19 protein-coding genes are annotated in these 21,186 nt (G+C 54.3%); 4 read left to right on the forward strand and 15 right to left on the reverse strand.

Annotated features, from left to right (window positions below):
• Nucleotides 1-232: 232 nt before the first annotated feature.
• Complete coding sequence (hmpA, locus tag I6L74_RS02680; RefSeq protein ID WP_059179462.1) at nucleotides 233-1,423, forward strand: NO-inducible flavohemoprotein; 1,191 nt, start codon at nucleotides 233-235, stop codon at nucleotides 1,421-1,423.
• A gap of 38 nt (nucleotides 1,424-1,461) precedes the next feature.
• Here hmpA and glnB read toward each other — a convergent pair whose 3' ends face one another.
• The 5 genes from glnB to purL form a co-directional block, all read right to left on the reverse strand.
• Complete coding sequence (gene glnB / locus I6L74_RS02685; RefSeq protein WP_002914032.1) at nucleotides 1,462-1,800, reverse strand: nitrogen regulatory protein P-II; 339 nt, start codon at nucleotides 1,798-1,800, stop codon at nucleotides 1,462-1,464.
• A 78-nt stretch (nucleotides 1,801-1,878) separates the two neighbouring features.
• The gene (gene glrR, locus I6L74_RS02690) at nucleotides 1,879-3,216 is read right to left on the reverse strand and encodes a two-component system response regulator GlrR (RefSeq protein WP_059179463.1); all 1,338 of its coding nucleotides are present in this window, start codon (nucleotides 3,214-3,216) and stop codon (nucleotides 1,879-1,881) included.
• The gene (gene qseG / locus I6L74_RS02695) at nucleotides 3,213-3,977 is read right to left on the reverse strand and encodes a two-component system QseEF-associated lipoprotein QseG (RefSeq protein WP_059179464.1); all 765 of its coding nucleotides are present in this window, start codon (nucleotides 3,975-3,977) and stop codon (nucleotides 3,213-3,215) included. The genes glrR and qseG overlap by 4 nt, the downstream gene beginning before the upstream one ends.
• Nucleotides 3,974-5,407 carry a two component system sensor histidine kinase QseE/GlrK gene (gene qseE / locus I6L74_RS02700; RefSeq protein ID WP_106379798.1) on the reverse strand — a complete coding sequence of 478 codons (1,434 nt, stop codon included), beginning with the start codon at nucleotides 5,405-5,407 and terminating at the stop codon, nucleotides 3,974-3,976. Before qseE ends, qseG begins: the two co-directional genes overlap by 4 nt.
• 592 nt (nucleotides 5,408-5,999) lie before the next feature.
• Complete coding sequence (gene purL, locus I6L74_RS02705) at nucleotides 6,000-9,887, reverse strand: phosphoribosylformylglycinamidine synthase (protein WP_059179466.1); 3,888 nt, start codon at nucleotides 9,885-9,887, stop codon at nucleotides 6,000-6,002.
• 266 nt (nucleotides 9,888-10,153) lie between these two features.
• Between purL and mltF the strand changes: the two genes are divergently transcribed.
• Entirely contained in the window at nucleotides 10,154-11,707 is a 1,554-nt protein-coding gene (gene mltF / locus I6L74_RS02710) for a membrane-bound lytic murein transglycosylase MltF (protein ID WP_059179467.1), read from the forward strand.
• Here mltF and tadA read toward each other — a convergent pair.
• The 4 genes from tadA to murQ are packed head-to-tail and all read right to left on the reverse strand — an operon-like array spanning nucleotide 11,592 to nucleotide 15,070.
• A complete protein-coding gene (gene tadA, locus I6L74_RS02715) occupies nucleotides 11,592-12,134 on the reverse strand; it encodes a tRNA adenosine(34) deaminase TadA (RefSeq protein WP_082691936.1) in 543 nt (180 codons plus the stop codon). The genes mltF and tadA overlap by 116 nt on opposite strands.
• A gap of 24 nt (nucleotides 12,135-12,158) precedes the next feature.
• Nucleotides 12,159-12,794, reverse strand: coding sequence for a phosphatidylglycerophosphatase C (gene yfhb, locus I6L74_RS02720; protein WP_059179469.1), 636 nt, complete (start codon nucleotides 12,792-12,794; stop codon nucleotides 12,159-12,161).
• Nucleotides 12,795-12,797: 3 nt separating this feature from the next.
• Nucleotides 12,798-14,159 carry a PTS transporter subunit EIIC gene (locus I6L74_RS02725; protein ID WP_059179470.1) on the reverse strand — a complete coding sequence of 454 codons (1,362 nt, stop codon included), beginning with the start codon at nucleotides 14,157-14,159 and terminating at the stop codon, nucleotides 12,798-12,800.
• A 17-nt stretch (nucleotides 14,160-14,176) separates the two neighbouring features.
• Nucleotides 14,177-15,070 (reverse strand): N-acetylmuramic acid 6-phosphate etherase, encoded by an 894-nt coding sequence (gene murQ / locus I6L74_RS02730; protein WP_059179471.1) that lies wholly within the window; start codon nucleotides 15,068-15,070, stop codon nucleotides 14,177-14,179.
• A 117-nt stretch (nucleotides 15,071-15,187) separates the two neighbouring features.
• On the opposite strand from murQ, the gene I6L74_RS02735 reads away from it, so the two are divergent.
• Together I6L74_RS02735 and I6L74_RS02740 are read left to right on the forward strand one after the other, a co-directional pair.
• Nucleotides 15,188-16,036 (forward strand): MurR/RpiR family transcriptional regulator, encoded by an 849-nt coding sequence (locus I6L74_RS02735; RefSeq protein ID WP_059179472.1) that lies wholly within the window; start codon nucleotides 15,188-15,190, stop codon nucleotides 16,034-16,036.
• 56 nt (nucleotides 16,037-16,092) lie between these two features.
• Complete coding sequence (locus tag I6L74_RS02740; protein ID WP_059179473.1) at nucleotides 16,093-16,353, forward strand: YfhL family 4Fe-4S dicluster ferredoxin; 261 nt, start codon at nucleotides 16,093-16,095, stop codon at nucleotides 16,351-16,353.
• Here the strand turns inward: I6L74_RS02740 and acpS are convergent.
• From acpS to lepB, 6 genes are all read right to left on the reverse strand, one after another.
• Nucleotides 16,350-16,730 (reverse strand): holo-ACP synthase, encoded by a 381-nt coding sequence (acpS, locus tag I6L74_RS02745; RefSeq protein WP_015960044.1) that lies wholly within the window; start codon nucleotides 16,728-16,730, stop codon nucleotides 16,350-16,352. The genes I6L74_RS02740 and acpS overlap by 4 nt on opposite strands.
• Complete coding sequence (gene pdxJ / locus I6L74_RS02750) at nucleotides 16,730-17,461, reverse strand: pyridoxine 5'-phosphate synthase (RefSeq protein ID WP_059179474.1); 732 nt, start codon at nucleotides 17,459-17,461, stop codon at nucleotides 16,730-16,732. The genes acpS and pdxJ overlap by 1 nt, the downstream gene beginning before the upstream one ends.
• Nucleotides 17,462-17,488: 27 nt before the next feature.
• Complete coding sequence (recO, locus tag I6L74_RS02755) at nucleotides 17,489-18,196, reverse strand: DNA repair protein RecO (RefSeq protein ID WP_041689706.1); 708 nt, start codon at nucleotides 18,194-18,196, stop codon at nucleotides 17,489-17,491.
• A gap of 198 nt (nucleotides 18,197-18,394) precedes the next feature.
• The gene (gene era, locus I6L74_RS02760; RefSeq protein ID WP_015960047.1) at nucleotides 18,395-19,300 is read right to left on the reverse strand and encodes a GTPase Era; all 906 of its coding nucleotides are present in this window, start codon (nucleotides 19,298-19,300) and stop codon (nucleotides 18,395-18,397) included.
• The gene (gene rnc / locus I6L74_RS02765) at nucleotides 19,297-19,977 is read right to left on the reverse strand and encodes a ribonuclease III (RefSeq protein ID WP_015960048.1); all 681 of its coding nucleotides are present in this window, start codon (nucleotides 19,975-19,977) and stop codon (nucleotides 19,297-19,299) included. Before rnc ends, era begins: the two co-directional genes overlap by 4 nt.
• 220 nt (nucleotides 19,978-20,197) lie before the next feature.
• Nucleotides 20,198-21,172, reverse strand: a complete 975-nt coding sequence (gene lepB / locus I6L74_RS02770; protein WP_059179475.1) for a signal peptidase I — start codon at nucleotides 21,170-21,172, stop codon at nucleotides 20,198-20,200.
• Between the last annotated feature and the right edge of the window lie 14 nt (nucleotides 21,173-21,186).

Below are 21,186 nucleotides of genomic sequence, written 5' to 3' on the forward strand. Positions count from 1 at the left end.
TATAACCGAATAGTTGTGCGATAACAGGTCTTGACAAACGAATTTACGCAAACGTTTACCTGTACGCCACGCAAGGGTTTGAGGAATAAAGCCCTCACGATTTTCAACGGATTTCTTTTCAGGTTTGTGATGCACATTTTTCATGATGCACAGACCCATTTACAACGCAGGGTTATTTTTTATAAGATGCATATGAAATACATCATTAAAAAATCACCTGAAGGAAAATGCTATGTTAGACGCTCAAACCATCGCTACGGTCAAGGCCACTATTCCCCTGCTGGTTGAAACCGGACCAAAACTTACCGCCCATTTCTACGATCGCATGTTCGCGCACAACCCGGAGCTCAAAGAGATTTTCAACATGAGCAACCAGCGCAACGGCGATCAGCGCGAAGCCCTGTTCAACGCCATCGCGGCGTACGCCAGCAACATCGATAATCTTGCAGCGCTTTTGCCTGCGGTCGAAAAAATTGCCCAAAAACACACCAGCTTCCAGATCAAACCGGAGCAGTACAATATTGTCGGTAGTCATCTGCTGGCGACGCTGGATGAGATGTTCAGTCCTGGTCAGGAGGTGCTGGATGCCTGGGGCAAAGCCTACGGCGTGCTGGCGAATGTGTTTATCAATCGCGAAGCACAAATCTACAGTGAACACGCCACTAAAAACGGCGGTTGGGAAGGAACGCGTGCTTTCCGCATCGTTGAAAAAACGCCGCGTAGCGCTCTGATCACCAGTTTTGAATTTGAGCCGGTTGATGGTTTACCTGTCGCGGACTATCAGCCAGGCCAGTATCTTGGCGTGTGGATCAAGCCTGAGGGATTCCCGCATCAGGAAATCCGCCAATATTCACTGACCCGCAAGCCAAACGGTAAAGGCTATCGCATTGCGGTGAAACGCGAAGAGGGCGGCCAGGTATCAAGCTGGCTGCATAACCACGCCGTGGTGGGCGAAGAAGTTCATCTTGCCGCCCCGGCGGGGGATTTCTTTATGGCTGTTGACGCCAATACGCCTGTTACGCTGATTTCCGCAGGTGTCGGCCAAACGCCCATGCTGGCGATGCTGGACACGCTTGCTCAGGCAAAACATAGCGCTCAGGTTAACTGGTTCCACGCGGCTGAAAACGGCGATGTGCATGCCTTTGCCGATGAGATCGCCGCCATGACGGCCGGTTTGCCGCGTTTTAACGCACACACCTGGTATCGTCTCCCGACGGACGCAGACCGTGCAACGGGCCATTTTGACAGCGAAGGATTGATGGATTTAAGTCTACATGAGGGACTATTCAGCGCGCCAGAAATGCAGTTTTACGTTTGTGGGCCGGTGGCGTTTATGCAGTTTGCCGCGAAGCAGCTGGTTGAGCTGGGCGTGAATAAAGACAACATTCATTACGAATGCTTCGGCCCGCATAAAGTGCTGTAGTACGATTTCCCCTCCCGAGTGGGAGGGGAATATTCAGATTAGATGGCGGCGTCGTCTTCTTCACCCGTACGAATACGGATAACGCGCGCCACATCAAAGACAAAGATCTTACCGTCACCAATTTTACCGGTTTGCGCCGTGCGGATAATGGTATCCACGCAGGTATCCACGATATCGTCAGTCACCACAATTTCGATTTTCACTTTCGGCAGGAAGTCCACCATGTACTCTGCGCCACGGTACAGCTCGGTGTGGCCCTTCTGGCGACCAAAACCTTTGACCTCTGTCACTGTCATGCCGGTAATGCCAACTTCCGCCAGCGCTTCACGTACATCATCGAGTTTGAAAGGTTTAATAATCGCATCAATCTTTTTCATGGTGGGTCCTTAAACGCCTGTCTTTTGCAGCTTCGTAATCGATTGCTCACAGTATCATAAACAATCAAATTTGCGGTATTACTCTTTAAAGTCGTTCGCTTCCAGCTCATGGCGCGACAGCAGTTTATAAAACTCGGTGCGGTTTCGCCCGGCCATGCGCGCGGCATGCGTCACGTTGCCCTTGGTGATTTGCAGCAGCTTACGCAGATAGTTCAGCTCAAACTGATTACGCGCTTCAACAAACGTCGGCAGCGCGGTGTTTTCGCCTTCAAGCGCCTGCTCCACCAGCGCATCGCTGATCACCGGCGAGGAGGTCAGCGCCACGCACTGTTCGATCACGTTCACCAGTTGGCGCACGTTACCCGGCCAGCCTGCGGTCATCAGCCGTTTCATTGCATCGGTTGAAAACGCGCGCACGAACGGCTTATGTCTGTCCGCCGACTGACGCAAAAGATGATTTGCGAGCAGCGGAATATCTTCCGCGCGCTCCGCCAGCGCCGGGATTTTCAGATTGACGACGTTCAGGCGGTAGTACAGATCTTCGCGGAACTCTTTACGCTCCATCGCTTTTGGCAAATCGCGGTGAGTAGCCGAGATAATCCGCACGTTAATGTCGATATCACGGTTGCTGCCCAGCGGGCGCACTTTGCGCTCCTGCAACACGCGCAGCAGTTTGACCTGCAATGGCGCGGGCATATCACCAATTTCATCGAGGAAAAGTGTCCCGCCTTCTGCGGCCTGGAAAAGCCCTTCCCTGCTGCTCACCGCGCCCGTAAACGCGCCGCGCGCATGACCAAAGAGTTCAGATTCCAGCAGTTGTTCAGGAAGCGCACCGCAGTTAATAGCGATAAATGCGTTTTTGCTGCGCGGGCTGGCGTTGTGAATCGCCTGCGCCAGGATCTCTTTCCCGGTCCCGCTCTGCCCATTAATCAGCAGACTGACGTCCGATTGTGCGACCATGCGCGCCTGCTCCAGCAAGCGCAGCATAATCGGGCTGCGCGTCACGATGGATTCACGCCATTTTTCATCAACGGACGGAGCGGAATGTTCCAGCGCATCGTCTATCGCTTTATACAACGCGTCTTTGTCCACCGGCTTGGTCAGGAAGCTAAATACCCCCTGCTGTGTTGCGGCGACCGCATCAGGAATCGAGCCATGCGCCGTGAGAATAATGACCGGCATTCCGGGCTGCAGCTTCTGGATTTCAACGAACAGCTGCATGCCATCCATCTCGTCCATACGCAGATCGCTGATCACCAGATCGATTTTCTCTCGACCAAGCGTTTTCAGCGCTTCCTGCCCACTTTCGGCGGTGACAACGCTGTAACCCTCGCTGACCAGGCGCATTCCCAACAGCTTCAGCAAGCCGGGATCGTCATCCACCAGCAGGAGATGGGCAGGTTTGCGACTTGTCATGGCTTCACGTCCTCTTGTTTCGAAGTATCACTGTCCTCATCAGGCGTTTTGGCCGGCTGTGCGTTGGTCTTAGAAGCATCCGGCAAATAGTTGCTGGCCGGTTTACGCGTGGACAGCTGACGCTCAATATCCGTGAGATTTTCCAGCTTGCGCGTCGTGGTCTCAAGCTGCGCGCGCAAATACTGTTGTTGTGACCGAAGCGTATCCAGTTCACCGTCCGCAGATTGTTGCAATTTACCGTAGCGGAAGCGCTCTTCGGCAAGCTGCAATTGCAGGACCTGCCCGTCGCGCCAGAGTTGATATACCGGGCGCACTTGCGCAGGAATTTGTGGGCTGAGCGCATCCATCCGCGTGGTATTCACACGACGCTCGACCGGGTTAATTTTGGCATTGGCCAGCAGGATGCCGCGTTTGAAACTGTCCTGCCAGGTATCATCAGCCCACTGGTGGGCCTGCGCGCGCGCCGCCGCTGGTGACAACCGATCGGCGCAATCAATGCCACGCAACCAGAACAGAGGGTTCGCTTCGACGTCGTGGCCGCTCAGCTGCCAGATGTTTTCGCACTCTGTCGAGAGAAAATCGGCCAACTGATGCTCAGGTAATTTATCGTCTTGTTTATCGCTGATTGCACTTTTCGGCGTATGGGCAACGCATCCCGCCAGCAGCAGACATGGCAGCCCCGTACGGATAATTTTACTGGAAAACACCGCGTTAATAGCGCGAGAAAAGACGTGTAACATACTCACCAGACTTAGATTCATTGCATTGATTTTTCCGGCTCAAGAGGCAGTTCGATACGAAAGCAAACATCCGCGCGATCGTCATGCGAGATATACAACTCGCCGTGCATACGCCGTATGCAATCGCGGGCAATACTTAAGCCCAACCCGCTCCCCTTTACCGCACCTTTTCGCTGATGACTTCCCTGGAAAAAGGGCTCAAAAATCATCTTTTTTTCGTCATCCGGAATGGGATCTCCGGTATTGGCGACATCGACACACACCCGCGATCCCTGGGTGAAACTACGAATATAAATGTTACCGGATTCAGTACCATAGTGCACCGCATTGGAATAAAGATTATCCAGTACACTCATTAATAGCATAGGCTCTGCAAAACAGACTGGCTCCTGGAGATCCAGTTCGGTATGCATCATTTTAGCTCGCGCTGGCAAGCTGTGGGCGGAGAGCACCATATCCACCAGCGGTTCGATCTCAACGCGTTCCAGTTCAACCGCGCCATCGGCCAGTTTACGGTTGTAATCAAGCAGTTGTTCAATCAGTTTTTGCAGATTACGGCTACTGGCGTCGAGGATCTCGACGATCTCTTTTTGCTCAGCGGTTAACGGCCCTGCCACTTCATCGGCGAGCAATTCAGTCCCTTCGCGCATGCTGGCGAGCGGCGTTTTTAATTCGTGGGAGATATGGCGTAAAAATTGGTGGCGCTGTGATTCCAGCCACGCCAGCCGCTCCGAGAGCCAGATAATGCGTTGACCCACGGAGCGCAATTCCCGTGGCCCTTTAAAGACCACGGTATTCCCGAGGGACTTTCCTTCACCCAGAAGATTAATCATCCGTTCGATGCCTTTTACCGGGCCGATGATCATTCGGGTAAACAGCAGCACCAGCGCCAGGCTGACCATAAACAGCACCAGCGCTTGCCAGCCAAAGAACTGACCGCGCTCGGCGATTTCCTGTTGCAGCTGCTGCCCACGCGAAAAAATAACGGTACGGGTTGTTTGCACCATCTCGGTATTGGCGCTGGCAAACGCTTCGAGCCGGACAGTTGCGACCTCATCAGGCCCACTGTTTTTGCACTGCAATTGCCCCAGATCGTTCAGATCCTGGCGCAACGCCTGATAAAGCTTATCGTCCGGGAGCACACCCGCATGCGCGTCCAGCATTTCGCTGTAGCGTTTGCGTTGATTTTGATAGACCTTTTCCAGCGTACGGTCGTCCAGCACGCAGTACTGGCGATAGCTGCGCTCCATTTCCAGCGCGGCGTTGGTCATCGCCTCACTGCGGCGGGCATCAATGAGCGTCGTGCGGTTAGTCTGCGCGGCCTGGGCGCTGAGCGCATTAAGGCTTTGCCACGCCTGCCATGCCAGCACCAACAGGGGTAACAAGATGAGCAGGAAGGCCATCATAACAAGCTGTCGCAGGGAGCGAGGAAAAACAGACCAGCGTTTCAACGCATGACTCTCTCAGTGAGGGGGGTCTGGAGAGCGTACCGAGTCTGACCTTCAGATACAACAAAGCCGGGTAAAAACCCGGCTTTGTTGTGAAATGAGGCGGTGCCTTACTCGACGTTTCGCCCGGAGCCTGATAAAGCATGAGCAATAATCAGTAGTTGGACGGCAGGCACCTTTTTGTGCGTCATTCGAAGTTTATGTAGCGCGTCCCGAAGGGGCTGACATAAGAGGGTGAATGAGCCACTGATTAATATTATGCAACAGCCGTGCCAAAAATCAAAACAAAATATTAACATTATGAAATATATGATTTTTACTACAATATCGTGTTACTTATCGCCTGAATGATTTCCAGGCTAAGTGTCGCTCATTGGCTACACCTTATTTCAAACTTCCAGACTGCTTTATAAATCATAGCGTTAAGTGTCTCCGTTTAGAGACATGGTAACTGTGCCATTGTCGTGTAATACCGACACCTAAAGATGCGTGATGTCACAATGAAAAAACCCGGCCGCATAGATGCGAACCGGGCTTTGAAAGCACGTCTCATCCACCGGACGCAACGATTATCGTCCGACGGGAAGCAGATGGATTACCCCAACTGCTTGCGCGCATTGCGGAAAATGCGCATCCATGGGCTGTCTTCGCCCCAGCTTTCCGGGTGCCACGAGTTGCTGACGGTACGGAATACGCGCTCCGGATGCGGCATCATAATGGTTACACGGCCACTTTCGTTGGTCACTGCGGTAATGCCGTTCGCCGAGCCATTCGGGTTTGCCGGGTAGTTCTGCGTCACATTGCCGTTGTTATCGACGAAGCGCAGCGCCACCAGACCTTTACTTTCGAGCGTTGCGAGATGCGCAGCGTCACGCAGTTCAACTTGCCCTTCACCATGCGAAACCGCAATCGGCATCTGTGAACCCACCATACCCTGCAACAGCAGCGACGGGCTTTGAGTGACTTCGACCAGGCTAAAGCGCGCTTCAAAGCGGTCCGACTGGTTACGCACAAAGCGCGGCCAGGCTTCACTACCCGGGATAACTTCGCGCAGATTGGACATCATCTGGCAACCGTTACACACGCCCAATGCCAGCGTCTGTGGACGATGGAAGAAGGTCTCGAACTCATCGCGCACGCGGTTGTTGAAAAGAATGGACTTCGCCCAGCCTTCACCCGCGCCCAGCACGTCACCGTAGGAGAAGCCGCCGCAGGCCACCAGCGCCTGGAAGTCTTCAAGGCCCATACGGCCAGCCAACAGGTCGCTCATGTGGACGTCGATAGCATCGAAGCCTGCACGGTGGAACGCTGCCGCCATCTCAACGTGGGAGTTCACGCCCTGCTCGCGCAGCACCGCCACTCTCGGACGCGCACCAGTCGAAATATACGGAGCCGCAATATCTTCGTTGATATCGAAAGAGAGCTTCACGTTCAGGCCAGGATCGTTATCGTTGGCTTTCGCCTCATGCTCCTGGTCAGCGCATTCCGGGTTATCACGCAGGCGCTGCATCTGCCAGGTGGTTTCAGCCCACCACATGCGAAGTCGGGAGCGGCTCTCGCTATACACCGCATGGCCGTCCGCTTCAATGACAAAGCGGTCGCCCGCCACGGCTTTACCCAGAAAATGTACGCAATCAGCCAGACCGTGCTGTTCAAGCAACGCTTCAACAGCCTCGCGATCCGCCGCACGTACCTGAATCACCGCACCCAGCTCTTCGTTGAACAGCGCCGCCAGACGATCGTTACCCAGCCCAGCAATATTCACTTCCACGCCGCAGTGGCCGGTAAAGGCCATCTCAGCCAGAGTAACCATCAGGCCACCGTCTGAACGGTCGTGGTAGGCCAGCAGTTGGCGCGCAGCAACCAGCGCCTGAATCGCATTGTAGAAGCCTTTCAGCTGTGCCACATCGCGTACGTCAGCAGGTTTGTCACCGAGTTGACGGTACACCTGCGCCAGCGCGGTCGCGCCCAGCGCGTTGTGCCCTTTACCCAGGTCGATAAGCAACAGGGCGTTATCGTCGGTAGACAGCTGCGGCGTAATGGTATGACGCACATCGTCAACACGCGCAAAAGCGGTAATCACCAGCGACAGCGGAGACGTCATCTCGCGCTGCTGATTGCCTTCCTGCCAGCGGGTTTTCATCGACATTGAGTCTTTGCCCACCGGAATAGTCAGGCCCAGCGCCGGACACAGCTCTTCCCCTACCGCTTTCACCGCTTCGTACAGACCCGCGTCTTCACCAGGGTGACCTGCGGCCGCCATCCAGTTTGCGGACAACTTGATGCGTTTGATGTCGCCAATCTGCGTGGCCGCAATGTTCGTCAGCGCTTCGCCAACAGCCAGACGCGCAGAAGCAGCAAAGTCGAGCAGTGCAACAGGCGTACGTTCGCCCAGCGCCATCGCTTCGCCATAGTAGCTATCGAGGCTCGCGGTCGTAACCGCGCAGTTCGCCACCGGGATCTGCCACGGGCCAACCATTTGATCGCGTGCCACCATACCGGTCACGGAACGGTCACCGATGGTCACCAGGAAGGTTTTCTCTGCCACCGCAGGCAGATGCAGAACGCGGTTTACCGCATCAGCAATCGTCACACCCTGCAAATCCAGCGCCTTGCCCGTCGCTTTACGGGTTTGCACGTCGCGGGTCATTTTTGGCGTTTTGCCCAGCAGCACGTCCAGCGGCAGATCGATCGGCTGATTGTCGAAATGCGGATCGTTCATGGTCAGGTGCAGCTCTTCTGTCGCTTCGCCAATCACCGCGTACGGCGCGCGCTCGCGGCGGCACAGCTCGTCAAACAGCGGCAACTGATCGGCAGCAACGGCCATCACGTAGCGTTCCTGAGATTCGTTACACCAGATTTCCAGCGGGCTCATGCCTGGCTCATCGCTCAAAATATCGCGCAGATTGAAGCGGCCGCCGCGGCCGCCATCGCTCACCAGCTCTGGCATGGCGTTCGAAAGACCGCCCGCGCCGACGTCGTGGATAAACAGAATCGGGTTGGCATCGCCAAGCTGCCAGCAGCGGTCGATCACTTCCTGACAGCGACGTTCCATTTCCGGGTTGTCGCGTTGAACGGACGCAAAATCAAGGTCTGCGTCAGATTGACCGGACGCCATAGAAGACGCCGCGCCGCCGCCAAGACCGATATTCATGGCCGGACCGCCCAGGACGATAAGTTTAGCGCCCACGACGATCTCGCCTTTTTGGACGTGATCGGCGCGAATATTGCCGATCCCACCCGCCAGCATGATCGGTTTGTGATACCCGCGCAGCTCTTCGCCGTTATGGCTGTCGACTTTTTCTTCGTAGGTACGGAAGTAGCCGTTCAGGGCCGGGCGACCAAATTCGTTGTTAAAGGCTGCGCCACCCAGCGGGCCTTCGGTCATGATATCGAGCGCGGTGACAATGCGATCAGGCTTGCCGAAATCTTCTTCCCACGGCTGTTCAAAGCCCGGAATACGCAAGTTAGAAACGGAGAAGCCCACCAGCCCTGCTTTTGGTTTCGCGCCACGTCCGGTTGCGCCTTCGTCACGAATTTCGCCGCCGGAGCCTGTCGCCGCACCCGGCCACGGAGAAATCGCCGTCGGGTGGTTATGCGTTTCGACCTTCATCAGGATATGCGTTGGCTCCTGGTGGAAGTCATAGCGCCCTGCTTCGCGATCGGCGAAGAAGCGGCCCACTTCAGACCCTTCCATGACCGCCGCGTTGTCTTTATACGCAGACAGCACGTGCTCAGGGTTTTTCTCAAAGGTGTTTTTAATCATTTTGAACAGCGACTTTGGCTGTTCTTCACCGTCGATAATCCAGTCGGCGTTAAAAATCTTATGACGACAATGCTCAGAGTTCGCCTGCGCGAACATATACAGTTCGATGTCGTTAGGGTTGCGGTTCAGCTTAATGAACGCATCCTGCAGGTAGTCAATTTCGTCATCCGCGAGCGCCAGCCCTAAACGCAGGTTGGCATCAATCAGCGCCTGGCGGCCCAAGCCCAGCAGATCCACGCTTTGCACAGGAGCAGGCTGATGATGAGAAAACAGCTGTTGCGCGTCGTCCAGAGAGGCAAACACGCTCTCCATCATGCGATCGTGCAGCTCAGCGGCCACCGTCTGCCACTGTTCATCTGTCAACGTCGAGGCTTCAACGTAATACGCTACGCCGCGTTCCAGACGAATGATCTGGCTCAGGCCGCAGTTGTGGGCGATGTCAGTCGCTTTAGAAGACCAGGGGGAGATGGTGCCCGGACGAGGTGTAGCAAGAATCAGTTTACCGGTCGGCGTGTGGCTGCTCAGACTCGGACCATACTTGAGCAGGCGTTCGAGCTGCGCTCGCTGTTCTGCATTTAAAGGAGCATTCAGGTCGGCAAAATGGACATACTCAGCGTAAATAGTGCTTACCGGAAGGCCGTCAGCCTGAAAACGTGCCAGCAGTTTGTTGATACGGAAGGCAGATAGTGCAGGCGAACCACGCAGAATTTCCATCATAAGTCTCTCGTCTTCGAAGCGCTTGAGGCGCTTACAGTGTGCGCAAGGGGAAAACGGGCGTCATTATAGAGAATCCTGAGCGCCGACGAAACCGTTTGCGTCGAAATAAAATCATTCTGAATTTTTATCGATTGGTGTTACCTGTCTCTGTAATTAGTTGCCAACTGGCGCAAGTTTACGCAAAATGCCGCTCATTCAATGGTAAACCTTATTCTTAACATGACTACAGCACACTGAGGCATCGCACGGCGCAGAGAATTAACTAATTGAAAAAATTCAAGATTAATTATCTGCTCATCGGCATAGTCACCTTGCTGCTGGCAGCGGCCTTATGGCCTTCTATTCCCTGGTTCGGCAAAGCCGAAAACCGTATCGCCGCGATTCAGTCGCGGGGGGAACTGCGCGTCAGTACTCTCGACTCCCCGCTGACCTATAACAATGTGAATGGCAAAATCATTGGCCTGGACTATGAACTGGCGCAACAGTTTGCCGATTACCTTGGCGTAAAGCTCAAAATCACCGTTCGCCAGAATATCAGCCAGCTGTTTGACGACCTGGATAATGACGATGCCGACCTGCTGGCCGCCGGGCTTGTGTATAACAGTGAGCGGAGCAAAAACTATCAACCTGGCCCGACATACTATTCTGTTTCGCAGCAGGTGGTATACCGCGTCGGTGGCGTTCGTCCACGTACGATGGCCACGCTCAACGATCAGCAGCTCACCGTCGCACCGGGGCACGTGGTCATTGACGATCTGCGTGTGCTGAAAGAGAAAAAATATCCGGATCTGAGCTGGAAAGTTGATGAGAAACTCGGCACGACTGCGCTGCTGGAGCAAGTAAAAGACAAAAAGCTGGCGTACACGATCGCCGATTCTGTTGCGATCAGTTTTTTCCAGCGCGTTCATCCAGAAATCGCCGTTGCGCTTGATGTGACCGATGAACAGCCCGTCACCTGGTTTAGTCCGCTCGACGACGATCAGACGCTTTCCGCCGCCATACTCGATTTTTTCAATTCCATGAATGAAGAAGGCATCCTGGCGCGGCTTGAAGAGAAATATTTAGGGCACGGCGGTGATTTTGATTACGTTGATACCCGCAGCTTCCTGCGTGCCGTTGACAGCGTGTTGCCCGATTTGCAGCCCCTCTTTGAGAAATACGCCGAGGAAATTGACTGGCGTCTGCTGGCGGCTATCTCCTATCAGGAATCGCATTGGGATGCCCAGGCGACGTCACCGACCGGTGTGCGCGGGCTGATGATGCTCACCAAAAATACCGCTCAAAGTCTCGGCCTGACCGATCGCACCGACGCCGAACAAAGCATCAGTGGCGGCGCGCGCTATTTGCAGGACATGATGGCAAAAGTACCGGATACCGTACCGGAAGAAGAGCGGATTTGGTTTGCGCTCGCGGCCTACAATATGGGCTACGCGCATATGCTCGACGCCCGTGCGTTGACGGCGAAAACGAAAGGCAACCCGGACAGCTGGTCCGACGTTAAACAGCGTTTGCCACTCTTAAGCCAGAAACCCTGGTACAACAAACTGACCTACGGCTATGCGCGTGGGCATGAGGCTTACGCCTATGTGGAAAATATCCGGAAATATCAGATAAGCCTGGTGGGTTATCTGATGGAAAAGGAAAAGGAAGTGACGCAGGCAAAGCAGATCGCGCAGAGCTATCCGGTGGTTTCACCGCATGAACTCAATCACCCGGCGACGACGTCGATTCTGCCTTTTGTTGCTTTTTCTGCTGACGGCGCATTCGAAAGAAATCACTTAATAGCCCCGAACACTCTGGTGCAAGCACCCCGTCGATAATCTGCACCTGGTGGTTCATACCCGGATGCCGTAGCACGTCCATCAGCGACCCCGCCGCGCCTGTTTTTTCGTCGCGCGCCCCAAAGACCAGCGTCCCGATGCGACTGTGAACCATCGCGCCAGAGCACATCACGCAAGGTTCCAGCGTGACGTACAGCGTGGTTTCGAGCAGACGATAGTTTTGTAATACCAGACCGCCCTGACGCAGCGCCATAATTTCAGCATGTGCAGTCGGATCGTGACGCCCAATCGGGCGGTTCCACCCTTCCCCAATCACCTGATTGTTGTGCACCAGTACGGCACCCACGGGCACTTCGCCCTCATCCCAGGCGCGTTGGGCAAGCTGAAGCGCATGGCGCATCCAGTATTCATGATTGAGTTCAAGGTCGGACAACGGATAATACTCCAGTCTGAAAAGCGGGCGCATTATACACACCCGTTATGATTAACACTATTCCAGTTGCTGAAGTTCACCAGACGGCGTGACTCGCCAGCGGTGCTGGCAAAAGTAGAGCAGTGGGTTATCTTGTTTGCTGTCGCTGTAACCGCTGTACAGCCGCAGCGGCGTGCCGATTTTTTTCTCGAGTTGAACGACTTTCTCATGCCCGAGGCAGCGCAGGGTCAGCACCCAACCACCATAGGCTCGGCCAATTTGGGTGGCGATAAGATTTACGCGTGGCAGCCACGGCGTATCAAAATAGACCTGCTCCACCAGCGGCTGGGGCGAACCGGTAATTAACCAGATATCGGCATCATTGGCATTCAGATAGGTGGTCAGGCGTTCCTGGACTACCGGAAACGCGATGACATGCTCACGGAACCACAGGGCAAAATCCTGTTGAAGCTGCATGAGCCGCGCCTCACTGTGACCAAAAGTACATCCCCATAACAGCAGGCTCATCGGCCAACGAGCCGCGCGTCCTTTAATCAACAACGCGATGCCAATCACCGGCAAAAGAGGCAGCACGAGCAGCGCATTGAGGGGCTGGCGGCGCAGCAGATAGCGCATAAATGTGCCAAACATATCCTGCTGATGCAGCGTTCCATCTAAATCGAAAAAGACAACACGTCGCTCGTGATTAACCAAACCTTACTCCTCTGGATCGTTGAACCCTAACAGCCAGGTAAACAAGAACCCGGCTATTACTGCTATTAGATAGCCTAACAGATAGAGCATGACTTTTCCGGTCACGATGGTTAATGCCAGCGGTAAACCTGAAATGCCAAAGGTAATAACGGTTGCCACTTTCCAGTAGCTGATCAGCGCCCCGCCCACGGCCCCCCCCAGACACGCACCGAGGAACGGTTTGCCGAGCGGGAGCGTGACGCCGAAAATAAGCGGCTCGCCGATACCCAACAGCCCAACAGGGAGCGCCCCTTTGATGACCTTTTTCAGTCGGGCGTTGCGCGTTTTCATCAGTACCGCAATGGCCGCACCCACTTGTCCAACGCCCGCCATCGACAGGATTGGCAGCAGGGCGTTGTAGCCATGCGCCTGAACCAGTTCAACGTGAATCGGCACCAGCCCCTGATGTAAACCGGTTAATACCAGTGGTAGGAAGGTCCCGGACAGAATCGCCCCAACCAGCAGGCCACCGCGATCGATAGCTAAAGAAGCACCGTGAGCAATGGCCTCTGAGATCCAACCGCCTAGCGGTTGCAGCGCCACAATCGCGATACTCCCGGTGATCAGCGTCGTCAGTAGCGGATTAAGGATTAACTCAATTGAGCCAGGCAGCAGGCTGCGCAGCTTTTTCTCCACCCAGCACATCAGAACGACCACCAACAGCACCGCGATTACGCCACCCCGCCCCGGCTGGAGCGCCTCACCAAACAGCGTGATCTGCGCCAACTGCGGGCTGGAAAGGATCCCTGCCATTACGCCGCCCATCGCCAGCGATCCGCCAAACACCTTCGCGGCATTAACGCCGACCAGGATATTCATAATGGCAAATACTGCGCTGCCGAATATGCCCAGGATCCCCAGCATATTGGGATACTGCGTGGCGAAATCCCCGACGATGTCTGGCCGCTTGAGAATATTGATAATGCCAGTAATCAGACCAGAGGCGATAAACGCAGGAATCAGCGGAATAAAGACGTTAGCCAGCTGTCGCAGCGCATCGCTCATTGGCGCTTTATATTTGGCTTTCGCCTGCGCTTTGGTGCGTTCGGCATCATCAAGCACGCCAGCGCCACCAGCCCCTATTAATGCCCGCATCGCATCGACAACCTGCGCGGCTTTACCCGGCCCGACAATCAGCTGATGCTGGGCACCTTGTTTGACGTATCCGCTGACGCCAGAGAGCTTTTTCAGACGAGCAATATCAAGCCGATCGTCATCCTGAACTTCTACTCGCACCCGCGTCATGCAGTTTTCAAGACGCAGAATATTTTTCTCTCCGCCAATCCCCTGCAAAATCTCGCTGGCGAGCGCTGCTGTTTTTTCCATACACGCCTCTGTTATTTTTAGTTTTCCAACGCCGCTCGCAAGAAACCGTGATGAGCGTCGAGCTTAGCGCGCGCCGCCGCGGCGTCTAGCCCACTCAGAATCATCAGAATGGCGGGTTTCACATCGTGATCGGTTTTATTGAGCGCAGCCTCAGCCTCTTCACGGCTGGCCCCTGTCGCCTGCACCACCATGCGGCAGGCTCTGTCCACCAGCTTGATATTGGTGGCTTGCATATCCACCATCAGGTTCTGGTAGACCTTGCCGAATTTCACCATCGCACCGGTAGAGATCATGTTGAGCACCAGCTTTTGCGCCGTGCCGGATTTAAGCCGCGTTGAGCCAGTCAACGCTTCTGGCCCCACAACCGGCGAGATCGCAATCGCCGCGATCTGGGCAATCGGCGAACCCGGATTGCAGGAGATAGCGACCGTGGTGCAGCCCTGCTGTTTGGCATATTCCAGTCCACCGATGACGTACGGTGTGCGCCCGGACGCGGCCAGACCGACCACGACATCATTAGCACTCAGATTAACGGCCATGAGATCGTCTGCGCCCAGTTGCTGATTGTCCTCAGCCCCTTCAACCGCTTTTAATAACGCGCCGGGTCCGCCTGCAATCAGACCAAGAACCAGACCGTGCGGCACGCCAAAGGTTGGCGGACATTCAGATGCATCCAGCACTCCTAGCCGGCCGCTGGTCCCTGCACCCATGTAAATTATGCGTCCACCGGCTTTCAGCGCATCGGCTGCCGCATCCACGGCTTTAGCAACCTCGGGCAATGTCTCTTTCACTGCCTGCGCGACCAGCGTATCCTGTTGATTAAAACGGGTTACAAGGTCAAAGGTGGACAATGCATCCAGGTCCATGGTTTGTGGATTACGTGATTCAGAAACTAGCGAGCCAAGATTCATCTTTTGTACCTCAAGAATTTTTAATTCATAATACTCGTACTATAGTGGAATATAAAATTCATTCAGGTGAGCAAACTTCGATTTGCTGCGGCTATCACATTTTCGCCAGGAGGACGTATGAACTGCTTAATCCGTATTCGCCAGCGTTATGCGGGCTTTGCCCAGAGCGACAAAAAACTGGCGGATTTCCTGCTGGCGCAGCCCGATCATGCGCGTCACTTAAGCTCTCAACAGCTCGCCAGCGAAGCGGGAGTCAGCCAGTCGAGCGTCGTGAAATTTGCGCAAAAGATTGGCTTCAAAGGGTTTCCAGCACTAAAACTGGCGATCAGCGAAGCGCTGGTCAACAACCCTAATCCGCAATCCATGCCGCTGCACAATCAGATCCGCGGTGATGACCCGATGCGGCTCGTCGGGGAAAAACTCATCAAGGAGAACGTGACGGCCATGCACGCCACGCTTGATGTGAATAGCGAAGAAAAACTGCTCGAGAGTGTCGCCATGCTGCGCAGTGCGAGACGGATCATTCTGACGGGTATTGGCGCATCCGGACTGGTGGCGCGGAACTTTGGCTGGAAGCTAACGAAAATTGGTTACAACGCCATGGCCGAACAGGATATGCATGCCCTCCTGTCGACGGTTCAGGCTATGGCTCCAGACGATCTGTTGGTGGCAATTTCGTATTCCGGCGAGCGGCGTGAAATCAATCTGGCCTCTGATGAGGCGCTGCGTGTGGGCGGGAAGATCCTGGCGATCACCGGTTTTACGCCTAACGCCCTGCAACAACGCGCCACGCGTTGCCTGTACACCATTGCTGAGGAACAAGCGACGCGCAGCGCGGCGATTTCGTCCACCAGCGCGCAGATGATGCTGACGGATTTGCTCTTTGTGGCGCTCGTACAGCAGGATTTAGAACATGCGCCGGAACGAATTCGTCACAGCGAAGAGCTGGTAAAAAAACTGGTTTGAGCAGGGAATGAGCGTATAATGCCCGCCCTGTTTGTGATGTTACTGAGATTTTCCTGATGGCGCTGTTAATCACCAAAAAATGCATCAATTGCGATATGTGCGAACCCGAATGCCCTAACGAGGCGATTTCGATGGGTGACAGCATTTATGAGATTAACAGCGATCGCTGTACCGAATGCATCGGTCATTACGAGACGCCGACTTGTCAGAAAGTGTGCCCTATTCCAAATACTATCCTTAAGGATCCTGCGCATGTGGAATCAGAAGAGCAGCTGTGGGACAAATTTGTACTGATGCACCACGCCGACAAAGTTTAACTTTCGAGAATCACCGTCGCGCAGGCGTAGCGCCGTTCATCCGCCAGCGTCACGTGCATATTGACCACGCCAAGCTTCTCAGCCAGTTTTTGCGCCTCACCCCATAAACGCAGGCGCGGTTTGCCCAGTTCATCGTTAAACACTTCAAACTGATTAAAAGCCAGTCCGTTGCGGATGCCCGTGCCGAAGGCTTTCGCTGCTGCCTCTTTGACCGCAAAACGCTTCGCCAGAAAACGCACCGGCTGTTGATGCGTTTCCCAGATAGCCCATTCGTTGTCGCTCAGCACGCGTCTCGCCAGGCGATCGCCACTCCGGGCGATCACCGCTTCGATACGGCCGATTTCAACAATGTCCGTGCCTAAGCCCAGAATCGCCATTACTGACGCGCTTCCAGCATCAGACGTTTCATTTCCGACACCGCCTCTTTAAGACCGCTCATCACCGCACGTCCGATAATGGCGTGACCGATGTTCAATTCGAACATCTCTGGAATTTCCGCAATTGCTTTAACATTGTGATACGTCAGACCGTGCCCGGCGTTAACCTTCAAGCCGAGGCTGGCGGCGTAAGTTGCCGCTTTCGCGATGCGGGCGAGTTCTTTAGCCTGCGTGGCTTCATCTTTAGCATCGGCATAGCAGCCGGTATGAATTTCGATGTACGGCGCGCCGACCGCTGCGGCCGCTTTGATCTGCTCAACATCGGCGTCGATAAACAGGGAAACCAGAATTCCGGCGTCAGCGAGACGTTTGCAGGCATCGCGCATTTTATCCTGCTGACCGGCGACATCTAGCCCACCTTCTGTGGTCACTTCCTGACGCTTTTCCGGCACCAGGCAGCAGAAATGCGGTTTGGTTTCGCAGGCAATCGCCAGCATCTCTTCCGTCACCGCCATTTCCAGATTCATGCGGGTATCCAGCGTCTGGCGCAAAATTTTCACATCGCGGTCAGTGATATGACGGCGATCTTCACGCAAATGAACGGTAATACCGTCTGCGCCCGCCTGCTCGGCAATAAACGCCGCCTGAACCGGATCAGGATATGCCGTACCGCGCGCATTACGCAGCGTGGCGATGTGATCAATGTTGACGCCTAACAGTAATTCAGCCATGACAATCCTCGGTTTTCTCGTTGTTCGTTAACGCTTTGGCACAAACTGCCTGAATAATTCTCGGCTCTTTAAGGGCTTGCCACCAAGATACGGCTTGAGGGCGATTCGGGTAAAGCGTTTTGCCGCGCGTAAGGTGTCCTGATCGGGAAATTCACGCTCGGACAGTGCCCGGAGATGTCGCCCCGTAAAGGTGGTGTTATCAATGACGATACTGGCGATAAAACCTTTCTCTTCCCGATAACGGTAGGTCATGGTGTCATCGACGGAATCCCCGCTCCCCGCGCAATGCAGAAAATCGACGCCGTAGCCAAGATGCCCGAGCAGTGCCAGCTCAAACCGACGTAATGCCGGTTCCGGCGAATCTGTTGCGCCAGCCAGCGCCTGGATACAGTGCAGATAATCAAAAAAGAGTTCAGAGAAGCGTGTCTCATGTTCCAGAACGCGTGAGATGAGTTCGTTGACATACAGGCCGCTGTAAAGCGTGATACCGGAAAGGGGAAGCGCCAGAGAGACGGCTTCAGCACTGCGCAGGGTTTTGACTTCCCCACGACCACCAAAGCGCACTAAAAGAGGGGTGAAAGGTTGCAGAGCCCCTTTCAGATTGGAACGTTTGGATCGTGCGCCTTTTGCCACAAGACGCACGCGACCAGATTCTTCCGTGAAGACGTCCAGCATGAGGCTGGTTTCGCTCCAGGGACGACTATGCAGGACGAATGCGCGCTGCCAGCCTTCCATCATACTCGTCGTCTTTCACGCTGCAGGTGCGCTGGCTGTACCCGTTCACCCTGGTCGTTTACCGAAGTAAGCTCCCGGAGATTCGCGATCTTGCCGCATGACTCGGCTTCTGGCCTCGCTCTTGCGGAGCCAAGGCAAGCGCTGTTCAAAACACGGTGTGTTTTGTCCTGCAGCGTGAAAGCCATTAAGCATGAAAACTTAGACGTCGTCGCCGTAACCGAGGCTGCGCAGTGCGCGCTCATCATCGGCCCAGCCAGACTTGACCTTCACCCACAGTTCGAGGTGTACCGGTGCTTCAAACATGTCCTGCATGTCTTTACGCGCTTCAATACCGATGGTTTTAATCTTGGAACCTTTGTTACCAATCACCATCTTCTTCTGCCCTTCGCGTTCAACGAGGATCAGCCCGTTGATGTCATAACCGCCGCGCTCGTTGGTCTGGAAACGCTCGATTTCAACGGTGACAGAGTACGGCAGTTCAGCGCCCAGGAAACGCATCAGTTTTTCACGGATGATTTCAGAGGCCATAAAGCGCTGAGAACGGTCGGTGATGTAATCTTCCGGGAAGTGATGAATCGCTTCTGGCAGATGTTTACGCACGATGCCCGCGATGGTATCCACGTTCATTCCGCTTTCCGCAGACAGCGGAACGATATCAAGGAAGTTCATCTGGCTTGCCAGGAACTGCAGGTGTGGCAGCAGATCGGCTTTCTCTTGCACGTTATCAACTTTGTTGACCGCAAGAATGACCGGTGCTCTGCCGTCACGCAGTTTGTTCAGCACCATTTCATCGTCCGCCGTCCAGCGAGTTCCTTCCACGACGAAGATGATCAGCTCAACATCACCGATCGAACTGCTCGCCGCTTTGTTCATCAGGCGGTTAATGGCACGTTTTTCTTCCATATGCAGGCCGGGAGTATCAACGTAAATTGCCTGATACTCACCTTCTGTATGGATGCCCACGATACGGTGACGCGTGGTCTGCGCCTTACGGGACGTGATTGAAATCTTCTGCCCAAGTAAGGTATTCAGCAGGGTTGACTTGCCAACGTTCGGACGTCCGACGATAGCAATAAAACCACAGTAACTTTTTTCTTCGCTCATTCCAGCTCCAGCATTTTCAACGCCTGTTCGGCGGCAGCCTGTTCAGCCTTACGGCGGCTTGAACCTGTGCCAACCACCGGTTCACTCAGGCCGCTAACCTGGCAATGGATGGTAAATTCTTGATCGTGCGCTTCACCACGGACCTGCACCACCAGATAAGATGGTAGCGGCAGATGGCGACCCTGCAGATACTCCTGCAGACGCGTTTTCGGATCTTTTTGTTTATCGCCCGGACTTATTTCATCCAGACGCGTTTGATACCAGTTCAGAATCAGCTGCTCAACAGTCTGAATATCGCTGTCAAGGAAAACGCCACCGATTAATGCTTCGACAGTATCGGCGAGAATAGATTCACGGCGAAAACCGCCGCTTTTCAGTTCGCCGGGACCCAGTCGCAAACATTCACCCAGTTCAAACTCGCGTGCAATTTCGGCAAGCGTATTGCCGCGTACCAGCGTGGCACGCATGCGGCTCATGTCGCCTTCGTCAACGCGGGGGAAACGGTGATAAAGCGCATTGGCGATCACGTAACTCAAAATGGAGTCACCTAAAAACTCTAAACGCTCATTATGTTTGCTGCTGGCACTGCGATGGGTTAATGCCTGTTGCAATAATTCGTGATGCTGAAAAGTGTAGCCCAGCTTCCGTTGAAGCCGATTAATTACGATGGGGTTCATGCTATACCAATAAATGAATGCGTCAAAAATGCAGCACACGAAACCGACCTGAGAAAACCAACGCGGTTTCGTGTGCCGTGGCACTGGCTCTGCGCCAACCTTAAACTTCGGGGGAATATTCTATACACAACGGGTGGGGATGTCGTTAGCCAGGTGAGATTATCCCTTAAATAATTCACGTAACCACGTTTATCCGTGGTTACGTGTTCAATTCACACGATTAATGAATCGCGCCAATCCGATTCAAGCGGACGCCAGTCGGCCATTCGCCTTCTTGTTTCTCAAAGCTCATCCAAATCGCGGTCGCTTTACCTACCAGGTTGGCTTCCGGAACAAAGCCCCAATAACGGCTGTCCGCGGAATTATCGCGGTTATCACCCATCATGAAGTAATGTCCTGGCGGCACGATCCAGGTCGCTAACGGCTGACCTGACTGCTGGTAATACATACCCAGCTGATCCTGTGCGATCGGAACGGTCAAGATGCGATGCGTTACATCACCCAGCGTTTCCTTGCGTTCTACCAGGCGAATACCGTTTTCTTTAGTCTCACCTTTTGGCAACTGGAAGAAGCCACTTGTGGCTTCTCCGCCATTACGACGCGCAAAAGTCTGAACGAAGTCGCTCGGCTCAACGTTGGAATAGGTGATTGGCAGCGCGTTTTCGCATGCCGTACCGGAACTGCAACCTGGCTGAACGGTGACTTCTTTCGCTACTGGATCGTAGCTGACTTTGTCACCAGGCAAACCCACTGCACGCTTGATGTAATCCAGACGCGGATCGTCGGGGTATTTGAAGACCACGATATCGCCGCGTTTTGGATGACCGGTTTCAATCAATGTTTTCTGGTAGATAGGATCTTTGATGCCATAAGCAAACTTCTCTACCAGAATAAAATCACCAATCAAAAGCGTTGGCATCATCGAACCTGACGGGATCTGGAAGGGTTCATAAATAAATGAACGCACCACCAAAACAATCGCCAGAACTGGGAACACGGAAGCGCCGGTTTCCAGCCAGCCCGGTTTAGGGCTGACTTTCTTCAGGGTTTTCGGATCCAGTTGATCACCCGTCGCTGCCTGCGCGGCGGCCTGACGCTGGAGACGTTTAGGGGCAAAAATAAACTTATCCAGACACCACAACAGACCCGTCACCAGTGTCGCAACGACCAGGATCAGGGCAAACATGTTCGCCATGCCAACTCCTTAGA

It is taken from the genome of Lelliottia amnigena, from assembly GCF_019047465.1.
Taxonomy (GTDB): Bacteria; Pseudomonadota; Gammaproteobacteria; order Enterobacterales; family Enterobacteriaceae; genus Enterobacter; species Enterobacter amnigenus.